17 protein-coding genes are annotated in these 12,006 nt (G+C 44.7%); 9 read left to right on the top strand and 8 right to left on the bottom strand.

Annotated elements, in window-relative coordinates:
* A partial coding sequence (locus DL94_RS0113755) for a putative sulfate exporter family transporter (RefSeq protein ID WP_028130652.1) occupies positions 1-295 on the top strand: 295 nt, incomplete at its 5' end.
* 204 nt (positions 296-499) lie between these two features.
* Here DL94_RS0113755 and DL94_RS0113750 read toward each other — a convergent pair.
* The 3 genes from DL94_RS0113750 to DL94_RS15480 all read right to left on the bottom strand — a co-directional run bounded on the left by DL94_RS0113750 (position 500) and on the right by DL94_RS15480 (position 4,019).
* Entirely contained in the window at positions 500-769 is a 270-nt protein-coding gene (locus tag DL94_RS0113750) for an HU family DNA-binding protein (RefSeq protein ID WP_197020771.1), read from the bottom strand.
* Positions 770-831: 62 nt separating this feature from the next.
* Positions 832-1,095, bottom strand: coding sequence for a hypothetical protein (locus tag DL94_RS15060; RefSeq protein WP_156031930.1), 264 nt, complete (start codon positions 1,093-1,095; stop codon positions 832-834).
* A gap of 35 nt (positions 1,096-1,130) precedes the next feature.
* Complete coding sequence (locus DL94_RS15480; RefSeq protein ID WP_051586481.1) at positions 1,131-4,019, bottom strand: MobA/MobL family protein; 2,889 nt, start codon at positions 4,017-4,019, stop codon at positions 1,131-1,133.
* 430 nt (positions 4,020-4,449) lie between these two features.
* Between DL94_RS15480 and DL94_RS0113735 the strand changes: the two genes are divergently transcribed.
* From DL94_RS0113735 to DL94_RS0113715, 5 genes are all read left to right on the top strand, one after another.
* Entirely contained in the window at positions 4,450-4,638 is a 189-nt protein-coding gene (locus DL94_RS0113735) for a hypothetical protein (RefSeq protein ID WP_028130650.1), read from the top strand.
* On the top strand, positions 4,635-5,030 hold the full coding sequence (locus DL94_RS0113730) for a hypothetical protein (protein WP_028130649.1): 396 nt from the start codon (positions 4,635-4,637) through the stop codon (positions 5,028-5,030). The genes DL94_RS0113735 and DL94_RS0113730 overlap by 4 nt, the downstream gene beginning before the upstream one ends.
* Positions 5,031-5,042: 12 nt before the next feature.
* On the top strand, positions 5,043-7,091 hold the full coding sequence (locus DL94_RS15050; protein WP_072023131.1) for a DNA topoisomerase III: 2,049 nt from the start codon (positions 5,043-5,045) through the stop codon (positions 7,089-7,091).
* A 3-nt stretch (positions 7,092-7,094) separates the two neighbouring features.
* Positions 7,095-7,559, top strand: a complete 465-nt coding sequence (locus tag DL94_RS15045; protein ID WP_051586480.1) for a single-stranded DNA-binding protein — start codon at positions 7,095-7,097, stop codon at positions 7,557-7,559.
* A 93-nt stretch (positions 7,560-7,652) separates the two neighbouring features.
* Entirely contained in the window at positions 7,653-7,868 is a 216-nt protein-coding gene (locus tag DL94_RS0113715) for a hypothetical protein (protein ID WP_028130648.1), read from the top strand.
* A 382-nt stretch (positions 7,869-8,250) separates the two neighbouring features.
* Here the strand turns inward: DL94_RS0113715 and DL94_RS0113710 are convergent, their stop codons facing one another.
* Positions 8,251-8,454 carry a hypothetical protein gene (locus tag DL94_RS0113710; RefSeq protein WP_028130647.1) on the bottom strand — a complete coding sequence of 68 codons (204 nt, stop codon included), beginning with the start codon at positions 8,452-8,454 and terminating at the stop codon, positions 8,251-8,253.
* A gap of 145 nt (positions 8,455-8,599) precedes the next feature.
* Between DL94_RS0113710 and DL94_RS0113705 the strand changes: the two genes are divergently transcribed.
* Positions 8,600-9,073, top strand: coding sequence for a hypothetical protein (locus DL94_RS0113705; RefSeq protein ID WP_156031927.1), 474 nt, complete (start codon positions 8,600-8,602; stop codon positions 9,071-9,073).
* A gap of 82 nt (positions 9,074-9,155) precedes the next feature.
* Here the strand turns inward: DL94_RS0113705 and DL94_RS16260 are convergent, their stop codons facing one another.
* Positions 9,156-9,296 (bottom strand): hypothetical protein, encoded by a 141-nt coding sequence (locus DL94_RS16260; RefSeq protein ID WP_156031924.1) that lies wholly within the window; start codon positions 9,294-9,296, stop codon positions 9,156-9,158.
* 174 nt (positions 9,297-9,470) lie between these two features.
* Here DL94_RS16260 and DL94_RS16255 point away from each other — a divergent pair, with 174 nt between their 5' ends.
* The gene (locus DL94_RS16255; protein WP_156031921.1) at positions 9,471-9,635 is read left to right on the top strand and encodes a hypothetical protein; all 165 of its coding nucleotides are present in this window, start codon (positions 9,471-9,473) and stop codon (positions 9,633-9,635) included.
* Between the two features lie 324 nt (positions 9,636-9,959).
* Here the strand turns inward: DL94_RS16255 and DL94_RS0113690 are convergent, their stop codons facing one another.
* Together DL94_RS0113690 and DL94_RS16250 are read right to left on the bottom strand one after the other, a co-directional pair.
* A complete protein-coding gene (locus tag DL94_RS0113690; protein WP_037371975.1) occupies positions 9,960-10,490 on the bottom strand; it encodes a hypothetical protein in 531 nt (176 codons plus the stop codon).
* Positions 10,491-10,493: 3 nt separating this feature from the next.
* The gene (locus DL94_RS16250) at positions 10,494-10,658 is read right to left on the bottom strand and encodes a hypothetical protein (protein ID WP_156031918.1); all 165 of its coding nucleotides are present in this window, start codon (positions 10,656-10,658) and stop codon (positions 10,494-10,496) included.
* Between the two features lie 161 nt (positions 10,659-10,819).
* Here DL94_RS16250 and DL94_RS16245 point away from each other — a divergent pair, with 161 nt between their 5' ends.
* Positions 10,820-10,978, top strand: coding sequence for a hypothetical protein (locus tag DL94_RS16245; RefSeq protein WP_156031915.1), 159 nt, complete (start codon positions 10,820-10,822; stop codon positions 10,976-10,978).
* A gap of 640 nt (positions 10,979-11,618) precedes the next feature.
* Here the strand turns inward: DL94_RS16245 and DL94_RS0113675 are convergent.
* The gene (locus DL94_RS0113675) at positions 11,619-11,870 is read right to left on the bottom strand and encodes a hypothetical protein (protein ID WP_028130643.1); all 252 of its coding nucleotides are present in this window, start codon (positions 11,868-11,870) and stop codon (positions 11,619-11,621) included.
* Positions 11,871-12,006: the final 136 nt, after the last annotated feature.

The following is a 12,006-nucleotide window of genomic DNA, read 5'->3' as shown; positions in this document are numbered from 1 at the left end:
AAAATCAAGCAGTGGTGCTGGCTTTAACTTCAAAAAGATTTTTCCCTGGTTTATCCTGTGGTTTGTAGTGGCTTCCATTGTCAACACCACCGGCATTCTGCCGGAAGCACTCTCGCAAGCACTGGGCACCTGGGGCAGATTCGCCATTGTCATGGCCATGACGGCCATTGGCCTGAACACCCGGCTCGGGGAACTGGTAAAGCATGGCTTAAAGCCCATTTTCCTGGGGCTTTGCTGCTGGGCAGCGGTGGCCTGCATGTCCCTGTTGATACAGTATCTGATTGGTATTGTATAAGAGCAAATACTTATGCTGGTAAGTTTAATAATAAACTTAGTATACAGTTTTCAAGAAGCCGTCAGGTTTTTGCATGTGGGAAGTTTGAGTAATAAAAATACATACGAAAAGGCCAGTCAGTTTCAAATTGGAACTGGCTGGCCTTTTTCTCTGCGCAAAGTGATTTATATTTAATTATGAATCAATTTATAACTCACCACAAAATTAGTATTTCACGCTGGCCTTAAAAGCAAGGCTCTCGCTAGCTGCGATGTCAATGACTTCACCAGTCTGCGGATTGCGCCCTTTACGAGCTGCACGCTGTGCCTTTTTGAAGGTACCGAAGCTAATGAGACGGATTTCTGCGTCCTTCTTAACTTCCTCAATTACGGTACTGATGAGAGCATCTACTACTGCCTTGGTGTCCTTCTTGGAAACACCGGCTGCCTCTGCAACCTTGTCTACCAAAGCGCTTTTGCTGATTACTTCTGCCATGTTAGTATCCACCTTTCCTCATTAGAATTGCTTGACTATTATAGGATATTGCTAATAGGCTGTCAACCTGCCGTCCCCGGCGCCAGACCTCTTACATAGTCCTGTGTAAACTCAAAAATCCCTTTGAGCTTCAACATATCTTCCATGGTTGAATACTTGTCGCTTAGGAGTTCGCCCCATATCATGTTTATTTTTGACTGGAACACACACAAAGGATGCGCTTGGTCACTGATGCCACGTTTTTCTATTTCCCAGTCAATATCTGCCAACAGACCAGCAAATACCTCTCTAAAAATTTCTTTGTATTCTGTTACATCATAATTCATATATACATCACCTTGGGTAAAATATAAACTTTTCATTAATACCTGTCAATAGTAGCCATATCATTACGCAAATCATCTTTTTCTGCTTCACTAAGCCACTTCCAATCGTCCGGCTCGTCTGGTTTTGACCTTGCCACCAGCTGAGCTTCTTTGGCTCCGCCGGAAAGTGCTTTGCTGATGAGGTCTGCATCACGGGATGGAGTGGGTAAGCTGCCACCGCCACCTCCGCTGCTGGAGGATTGGGCAGATGGCGCAACACGGAATTTATTGCCCTGTTCTAGTGGTGCCCTTGCCTCAACTCGCTGAGATTGGTATTTTATCTGTATAATGGAATCTTTGAGTGCTCTGTGCTTGGCACTTAGCATATTGTACTCTTTGGCTATTGGCGCATTTTTGCGAAGTATGCCTGCTGCTATGGCTTCTATTTTTGACCGGCCTACCGCTGTGCTGCACCGTGCTTCTAATTCCTGCTCACGGCGGTCAATTTCCTGCCATGCGCTATTTCGGTCTTCCGGGGAGAGTTTATCTTCCCGTTTTTTTAGTTCACGCTTATCGGCGCGAAGCTGTTTGAACGCCCCCTGCACATAGTTATTTTTGGCCATTTCGATGGCTCTAGGATAGCTGATTACCCGTTTTCGCATGTGATACAGCTCTTTGGCCAGCCGTTTTTCTGCTGTCACCTGCCTTGCAATATTCGCATTGAGGATGCTGGCCACTTCCTCGACTGAATACTCCCGGTTCTTTTGACGGACGGCAAAATAGTCCTTGATATGCTTATCCAAAGATTTAAGTTTGCTGTCCATGTTCCGCTGCAATTTCCTGATTTCAGTCTTGGCCAAGCGGTTGTCGTTCACATAAAAAGCAGCTCGTTTCAAGATACTGGCCTTGTTGTGGGGCAGGTTCAGCCGCTCGAATACCGGACGAATCTCGGCAGCTGCCTGATGGATTTTGAGGTTAATCTTGTCCAGCTCCTTGTCGATTTCCGGGCAAATCTTAAGGTATGCTTCCAAGGCTTCCACATCGTCCCCCGGCGGCTCAACCATGCGATTTTTGAGGATTTCCCATTCCTTTTTCTCTCTGCCGTAGCTTTTCAAATCCTGCCAGAGTTCCTTTTCCTCGGTAGTCATGGCATCAAGGGAGGCCATTTCTACTGCCTTGGGTGCCCAGATGGTGATGCCGTAAACGGCCACCATATCCTTCTCCATTTCTTGGATTTTCTGCTTTTCCTCCGTGAAGTATGCCCGTTCATCCGCATCTTCAATATCCGGCTCATAGGCAAATATTACCTCCTGCCGCTGTTTCATGTCTTGGGATTTTTCCTCCATGGTGTCTTTATCTATACCATCTTGAATCATCAAGCGAGATATAATACTCTGCTCCCTTTGATGATTAGAGACTCTAAGACTTTTCAACTTCTGTACCCTTTGATTATCATCATTCAACGGGTCAACCGGGCCTAGATACTTTTCAGGCACCTTATTGAGAAGGTCAGCTAACCAATAATTGCCATTTGCCAAAGCTTCCTCACGCTGTGCTTTGATTGTTCGATGGTCAACACGCAGGTTTACTCCATTTTTCTCCAGTGCCTCATTCTGAATACGGGCACAGTCTTTTCGAAGCCGCATAAGATACTTTTGCCGGTCTGCGGAATTCCACTTCCACGATTTAGCACAGCCCCCTTTTTCTGGATTCTTCGTATTCGCCCTGCTGAAGAACAACTTAGGTGGCCGCTCTTGCTGCCTTTCCACCTCATCAATCTCCCGTGGCGAGAACATGATATGCACATGCGGTTGACGTTCACCATCAGACATTGCCCCAATCTTATCATGGATAGCATAGGCATAGTAAAAATCCTGTAAATGCTTCTGCACAAATTCCTCAACTATTTTCTTATTTTCCTCCAGCCCTAACTCATTTGGCAGTGAAAACTCCATTTCCTTATATCTTTCACCATTTATTCTCTCAAAACGGTCTGCCGCCTGAAAGAACTTCTTGGCGTTTCCTTCTGCCCAACGAGGCAGGTGATTTGCCGTATAGAGGCAACCACCTCTTTTCTTGAAAATGGACTCACGGTTGATGTACTGCACATGGCTGGATGCGTAAACGGCATCATTGTTTTTCTGGAAGTTCACCATGATGTCATTTACGGTTTTATCTATTGCTCTTCGTCTTGCCCGTAGGCTATACCATCGCAGATGCGCAGTGGATTCTCGGCATTTGTTGAGCAGGTGATTATTCTCATCACGAGACAGTAACAGCTGGTTTCTTCCTTCTGGGCGTACCATATGGCATTGGGGCAATTTAGGCAAGCTGAATCCTCTTTTGGCCAAAGCTTCGAGGGTATCGAGTTTAGCGTGAGGCTCTGGGAAATCCCTTTTACCTCTGCCTCGTCCTGTCTGTTTTCTAGGGTCAGCAATTCTTCTCCGGATGTATTTTCCCCCTGCTTCTCTAAAATCTCGTTCTCCATTTTCGTAATCCTCCTTCATGATGGCCATGACCTTATTCTGATATTCATCGCTCCAAGTCACCGGCACTTCCAACTTGACCGCCGTGGCCATAGCTTTACTTACAAAGCGGCTTCTTCCCTTCAGTTCCAGTTCGTCCCCGTAGATTTTCCGGGCTATCTCTATGCCCATAGCTATCGTTTCTTCGCTGAGGGTAGATTGGCGCATAAAGCGAACGCCGGATTTGTCTACAAGGATTTTCCCGTATGGGCTGCTGTATAGCAGCAACTCGCTTTCTGGCAGATTCTCTATTGGGTACTTGCCTGTAATCAGGTTATTGTAGGAAAGACTTTCCAACTCCTTATTTCCTAATTCAGCATACCTGCCCTCGCGTTGAATGTACTCACAATGAGTATGAGCGCTGGTCTGTTTGCCATTTGGGCGTTTATCCGACTTTATCCTAAAATGATAGTTTGGCATCACAATCCTCCTTCAGCCAACGGCAGTTCAATGAGCTCAGCGAATGGCAAAAGGGCAGCCCTGCAGGTCTGTCCCGTCCTAACATCGAAGGAAGATATTTCCTCGGTGCCGGTCTTTTTGAGTTTCTCTATGGAGAAACTCCTAAGTGAACATGGAACCCCATCTTAACGGGGTGCTGCTCACGTATGTTGGCATTATAGCACCTTTCCTTAACAAAATGTGCTTAGGTTCGAATATTGGCGAGGATTCAGAACCCCCTATATTTTTTCACCCTACGAAAATATTTTACGCTGAGTAAAATATTGTAGAGTTTTTTGACCCCCAATCATATTTATAATGTGGGTATCTCTTAGGAAAGAAGGTGTTACCCATAACAAGGTTAGAGCAGCGGCGCCGAAGCCTTGCTGTCCTCAATCAGCAGATTGAGGATATGGAGATAAAGCAAAGGCTCCTAGAGATAGAAGTTTACCAAGATAGCCAGCTAGTAAGAAAGTTTCAGGAGGCACTGAAGGTTTACAAGGCTGGTCTGCTTTTCAAAGAAGCAGGTATCTTGGATTGTTATGACCATGACAGGGTTCTGCAAATCTTGCAGGATTACAAAAGGGAGGCAGATTTATGATGAACATTAGCCATCAGGAAGTAGAAAGCATTTACCAGATTGTCAGCGGTGACGGAGAAAAGAAATCCGAACAGCTGGCCAAGAAGAAAGAGCAGCTGGAAGCAGTGGAAAAGGATTTAGACAAACTCCGTGACCGCCGCAATAAGCTAAAAGCGGAAATCAAGACTTTGGAATATAGCCTGAACGCCAGCAAGCACTCCAATATGGTTGGTGAATTAGAGAGCTACGGTATTAACCTTGAGGATAAGGAAACCATGCAAGCAGCCCTCCGGCTCATTATCGAGAACATGGGCAAGGAGAAAAAGCCGGAAATGGAAAAATCCACTGTTCCTTCATCCAGTGATGGAGCCGAAGCAAAAATTGCTGCATCTGCCAGCAAGGCCAGTTTTTAAGGAGGGAATTTCATGCGACTATTCATAGCCGAAAAGCCCAGCCTTGCCGAGGCAATTGCCAAGGGGCTGGGCAGCGCGGACAAACAAAGGTCTTGCTTTGTCTGTGGAAATGACGTTGTTACATGGTGCTTCGGTCATATCTTGGAGCAGTATGCGCCACAGGAGTATGACGAAAAATACAAATCTTGGGATATTACGCTGCTGCCCATTATCCCGGAAAAATGGCAGATGAAGGTCAAGTCAACTGCCAAAGAACAATTCAAGGCCGTGAAGGATTTAGCCCTGAAGGCCGATACCATTGTCAACGCTGGTGATCCAGATAGAGAAGGACAGTTACTCGTGGATGAGGTGCTGAACTACATTGGTGTTCTCGGCAAAAAGCCTATTCAGCGCATCCTTGTCAATGCTCTGGATGAAAAATCTGTCCATGAATCCTTGGCCGATTTACGTGATAACCGGGAATTTATCGGCCTCCGCAATTCAGCCCTTGCCCGTTCCCGGGCTGACTGGATTATTGGCATGAACATGACTCGTGCCTGCACCAAACATGCCGAAAAGGTTGGTTATAGCAGCGTGGTCAGCGTTGGCCGGGTACAGACACCAACTTTAGGGCTGGTGGTGCGCCGGGAAAAAGAAATTCAGGATTTTCACCCGGTGAACTATTTTCAGGTCAGCGCTACTTGGCAGCATGAGCAAGGGGAAATCCGTTCCCACTGGCAGATGCCGGAGGATATGGAAGGACTGGATGCCGAAGGCAGACTTTTAGAAAAAGCACGGGCAGAAGACATAGCAGCCAAGGTTCAGGGACAAACAGGCGTTATCCGCAAAGTTGAGCAAAAGGAAGGTCAGGCTCAACCGCCACTACCTTATTCTTTGTCTGCTCTGCAAATTGCGGCAGGAAAAAAATACGGCTATTCTCCCCAGCAAGTCTTGGACACCCAGCAGGAATTATATGAAAAGAAACTAACCACTTATCCTCGTTCCGACTGCGATTACCTGCCCACCAACCAGCTGGCCGATGTGCCGAAAATTATCGAAAACCTTTCCTCTTTATCTGAAGAATTTGCGACCTTGACCCAAAGCGCCGATACCGCACTCCGCAGCAAGGCATGGAATGACAAGAAGATTTCTGCCCATCACGCCATTGTGCCGACAACAGTAAAAGCCAATATGGCTGAACTGACGGATATGCAGCGGAACCTTTATAGCATGGTGGCCAAAGCCTACCTCGCCCAGTTCTACCCAGCCCAAAAATTTCTTACTACTCATATCGAGATTGAAGCTGCAGGGGAACCCTTTGTTGCTAGTGGCAAGGTCATTCTCTCCCAGGGCTGGAAAGTGCTCTATCAGGGCGAGCCAACAGACAAGGACGGCGAAAATGAGGAACAAGCCCAGTTTCCGGCAGTACAGAACGGGGATGGCGTGACCAATCTGCAATCAGAGTTAATCACAAAGGTCACCAAGCCGCCTAAGCATTTTACCACATCTACCCTTTTGGCAGCGATGAAGAATATCGGCAGCTACGTCAAAGACAAATCCCTAAAGCCCATATTGAAGGACTGCTCCGGCATCGGCACCGAGGCAACTCGGGCAGGAGAGATTGAACTTCTGCAGGAACGCAACTATCTGAAGCTGGATAAGAAAAACCTTGTGCCCACGGAAAAGGCTATGATGATAATCGAGCTGCTGCCGGACAGCATTACCTACCCGGATATTACAGCCCTCTGGGAGAAAAACTTAGAGGCCATCAGCAACCGGGAAATGTCCGTGCAGGATTTCTTCTCCCAGCAGAAAACCTACATCGAGCGGCTTCTTGATGATGCCATTCATAAGGAAATCGAACCACCGAAGGATATTCCCAAATGCCCCCAGTGTGGCAGACCGCTGAAGCTCATTACCTCCAAAAAGAATGGTAAAAAATATTGGATTTGCACAGACCCAGAAAGGGAATGCAAATCCATCTTCAGCGATAAACGAGGCCAGCCCGACTGGAGTCCCGCTCCGGCCAAGAAAAAGACCGGCAGCTACAATAAGAAAAGCTTCAAACGAAAGGCAGGATAATTTATGAACATTGTAATTCTTAGTGGCCGTGTAGCCACGGATATTGACAGCCGTGTTACCAAAGATGGCAGACTGGTTTCTCACTTTAATCTCGCCACCCCGACAGGCTTCAAGCGAAATAAGGACGGTAAGATTCCGGCAGAATTTCACCGTATCAACGCATGGGGAAAAATTGCCGAGAACTGCCGGGACTATCTTGTAAAAGGCCGTCAATTAAATATCCGAGGCCACCTTTCCAATAATACCTACACTACATCAGACGGCAAACATCTAAAATTCAGTGAGGTAACTGCGGACAAAGTAGAATTTGTTGACATGCCCAGGTCTTCAAAAAATAGCAATATCCCGACTACCAATATAAAAGATACTGCCATTCCCTTGGATGAAAGCAATGCCTCCGTAGGTGTGCCCACTTTACAGGACATGAGTATTCCTGCCAGTGATTTTGGCCCAGAAATTCCATTATGATTGTTTTGAAAAGCAGGAAAATCCGCTTTTAGGTGGAAATTACATATCTTAGATGGAATCAAAATAAATAATCCAATTTTAGGAGGAAACCTCATGGCAAGAGTAGCAAATTACGAACAGAAGATTGAAAGCATCACTTCAAAAATCGAAAAGAAGACTGAAGAACTCAAGGCGCTCAAAGCACAATTAGCTGACCTTGAAGCCAAGAAGACCAGAACTGATTGCAAGGTTCTCAATGAGTACCTTGTAAATAAAGGCATTACTCCTGAAGAGGCTCTTGGCAAACTCAAGGAAGTTTATGGCGAGTAATACTCACCTGCCATGAAAAGAAAAGGGGCGCATTAGACAGTTTCTACTGAGATGCTTGCGGCAAATCCTTATGTGTCCCCCGTGTTTATGATGTGATGCAGTGCATAAGCGAAGCCCTATAAACATTAGGCGGCTGATAGGTCTATTGACCTATCAGCCGCCTTGTCGTTTATTTGCGCTCTATCCCCACAATCTCGTATTCGCTATAGCTGTATCCACACAAACACTGAGAGATTATATCACGATATTCTTAACATATGGTTAAAGCCTTCTTGGTTTTCTGTTAAAAATTCACATATAGCCAAACGCCCCGGAGGTTCTCCGAGGCGTTTTCATCAAAAAAACAGGGCCATATCAGCCCTGCTATTCTTCATGATTAAATTTAGTCCTTAATGCAAGCCAGGACTTCAGCAGCGGTCAGAGCATTAGCCTGCATGTATTCGGTCAATTCCTGATAGTCGTATTTTGCCTTCTGGGCTTTCAGCTCAGCAGCCTTAGCCTTCAGAGCTTTGATTTCGCTCTGCTTCTTTTCAATTTTTACTTCCAGCGCGCTGATTTTTTCTTCATAGTTTGCTTTTCTTGCCATTATTCAATCTTCCTCCTAAAATAGCATATCCCTATTATAGGTGCTGATGTATTATTTGGCAAGTTATGGATATCGGCTCGTTTTTAATCTCCAGCTAAGATTCAGATGGTAAGATTGCATCAGAACATATTAGGAGATGACGCCCGTGTCTATAAGAGATTTATTGAACTATCTGGATGAGCAATTAGAAAAGCATCGCACACTTGTATGTACCTCTTGCACTGGCTTAGGCAGATGGCTTCACCGCAGCGGTATTGCAGGCCCGCGCTTTATGCTGTCGGGATGCGTTTTTTGCCTGGCCTCAGCAGGTTATTACTTTTTTTATAAAAAGCAATACAATGTCGCAGTATTCCTATGTTTTATGGCATTATCCACGCTAATCATGGCACTAACGACGGAACGCGGGGATAATATAGAATTAATAGCGTTGGCTTTTGCTATTTTCCTCATCTTTGCCGGGGCTGGTGCCAGTATTTTATGTGCAATGAAGCTTGCAGATACTCCGGAAGAGCGGGAAAAGCAAAAGCAAAATCTCTTGGCTTATTGCGGAATAATTCTGGGGCTTTTGCTTGTCCTCGCTGCTATAGGCGGTATAGGATTTCTGATAATCATGCTCTAAAAGTGGCACCATCATGCGGCACTCTTGCACCTCATAATTTCATCCTTAGCGTGTTATTTCACAGCCCCTTTTCAGTTACTGGTTAAAGAGGATTCACCGTGTCGTAAACCTCTTTAGCAATGTCCATAGCGTCATCCCACCAGCTGCCACCAGACACATTGTCCAGTTCCATAAACTCCAGTTCTTTCTTCTCCATTACGTTAAGTTCTTTCTTGTCCATCATTTTTGACATCCCCTTTCTTTTGTGTTTAGTTGACTTTGTTTACCTTTGCCTATACATACGCTTGATAAAGTCAAGTATTACATTTTTTTCTCCCGCACTACACACTTTTTGCTTTCGGGGATATAAAGAACAGAAAACAAAAACAACACTCAAGACTGTGAGGAGGAAAACACAATGGAAAAGCTCATGAACAAGATGGATAATATGGAACTGGACATGGTAGCTGGGGGATTTCGGCCAAATCTTATTTTTCGTCCTCGCCCTAGCAAACATGATGCAAATTCTATGGCAGCAAATGTAGATGAAACACAAAACGCAAGCGCTTGTGTTGGTAAATAATAGCGATATAGGCTAAGACATAGACAGAGGGCATATCATCAGATGTGCTCTCTTTTTGTGTGTCCACCGCCTGACGTTGCTGCCAGCCGAATCTAACCTTGCTGTGTTGCGGTTCCTAATTAAAAAGAGCTCATATTGTTATAAGCTACCTTCCTGCTGCCGGTCAGTTTTGACCGGTCAGCCCGCCCCCCTGCATAGCAGCCCAGGTTCCTCCCCTGGCTGGAATCGCCCCATGCCTGGCCCGTTATAAAAGCTCGCATACCATATATAAGGGACTATTACATGAATAGTAACTATCAATTCATGTAACAGTCCCTTCTTCGCTTATAAAAAGTCTCTGACCATAATTCCAATCGTTACTATCGCATAAGTCACGATGCAGACCAATACGAACGTGTCCCAGTAACGAGCCTTGCTTCCGGCAGCCTCTACAATCTTTTGTGACAGCTGGTCTAAGCGGCTGTAAGCCATGCTGGACAAATAAGCCGTAAATCCCGGCAAATGCCCTTCATTGCGGGCTTTAATAGCTTGTCTAGCCAGTTCCTGTATGTTTTTATTATCAAAATAGGCAGGCGTTGCCATGTATCTTTCCAGTCGATACTTCATATTATCGAAAACCATAAGGTATATTTGCTTATGCCTTTTATAATACTGACAAATACTCCCCACAGTGAACACCATAAGTATGATTTCAATCCATGAATAGGTCAGGCGGTTGTTTCTTACGGATTCAACAATCACAGAAGTTATCAGATACAGCAGAAAAATCCCTTCTGTTGATTGTGCCATGGCATTTTTCCATAGTTTAATTACTGGAACAGGCGGATTTCCCACAAAGATTTTTATATTTCTCACCAATTACTCCTTTTTTTCCGCTTCAGCTTTTTTTACATAGTCTTCCATAAAAGACTTAATGACCCGAGAAGCCGTTTGGTTTCTTTCTTCGCATACCTTGGCAAAAGAATCCCTTAACTCCTTTGGTAGACGTATCGACATCATAACATCACTGGATTTTGTAGTCATTATACTTCCCCCGTATTTACATGTATATACAAGTATAGTATAACATAAAATCAAATTATACAGTAATAAACATTTGTATATACATGTATTGGCATGTATATACATTTCTTTTATAATATCCTTGTAATCAAACATAGCAATAAAACCGGGAGGAATACAACATGTATAGCAATGAACAACACCTTCAACTTGTACTTGCAGCTTGTCAGGCAAAACGCGCAGCGGATATGCGTAACCTTTTAAACCTTGTGATTGCGGCCTTCTTCGGAACCGGCTGTGCATTTGTCTGGTTCATTATAGGAACTTTAATGGCAGTTTAACTCTGCTATTATCTCCCAGTCCCTTGGGAATATAGTTGCTTATGAGGTCAAAGGTTCCTGCATGGCTGTAGAGGGTCCTTACCCTCTGAGCCTCCCCACCATGTTCCTCAATAATTTTCTTTCCCCAATCCAACTCATATGCTGCATGAAACTGCTTACTATAAAACGGCATTGAATTCGCTCCTTAATCCTTTAATAGCGCGAGGAATCTTTTCTCCTCTTCCCATATGATTATACTCCACAATGCCCGTAATCTCTACATTCTTCCCCATTACCTTCCCACATATTCCCACTCAAAAAGACGGGCCTAAGCCAGCAACATATACATATACTTAGCCCCCCATTGGAAGAAAGGCAACCACCACGGCTTAAAACAAGGCCGGCAGCATATTGCCCACACGAATTCCTTTTTCCCAGACAAGAGGTGACGCCGACACAAAAGCTAAGAATCGAGATTACAAAATATATATTTCCCAAAGTTCCTTCTCTCATAAAGGGTATAATCATTACATCCAACAAAGTGATGTTTCCCTCGGAGATGAATACAAGAATCGCTAAAAACATACTTTCCCCGTCTAACCAGTGAGCATATAAAAAAGGCGCTACCTTTTTAGGGCAGCGGCCTATTGGGGATAACTATTTACTTATCAGTGTGCGCCTTTATGATAGCATATGCTTCGTCTAAAAGCTCCTTCAAATCCCTCCGGAAGGTCTCATCTTCTGGAAGATCCTTGCCAATTCCGTCATAGATTGGTTGGTAGATATCGACGAACTCCTTGAAATCTTCTACGTCATGCTTTAGTTCGTTGTATGTGTTTTTGGCTATGGTCAACCTCCCTCTCGCAATCATGATCAGGTCTTCCATTTTCTGCTTAAGCTCTTCGTTAGTCATATTAATTCCTCCTTAAAATAAGTGAAAGTTCTTCGGCGTTTTAGCCGAGAATAATGTATCATATTTCTTGAAAAACGGAAGATTTTTCAAGAAATTATAGCAAATTAATAAAAAATACTTGACAGCAAATCAACAC

Origin of the sequence: Selenomonas sp. AE3005, assembly GCF_000686945.1 — a bacterium.
In the GTDB taxonomy this organism is placed as follows: domain Bacteria; phylum Bacillota; class Negativicutes; order Selenomonadales; family Selenomonadaceae; genus Selenomonas_A.
The sequence above is the reverse complement of the archived record's forward strand: the minus strand, read 5'-3'. Positions and strand labels throughout refer to the sequence as shown.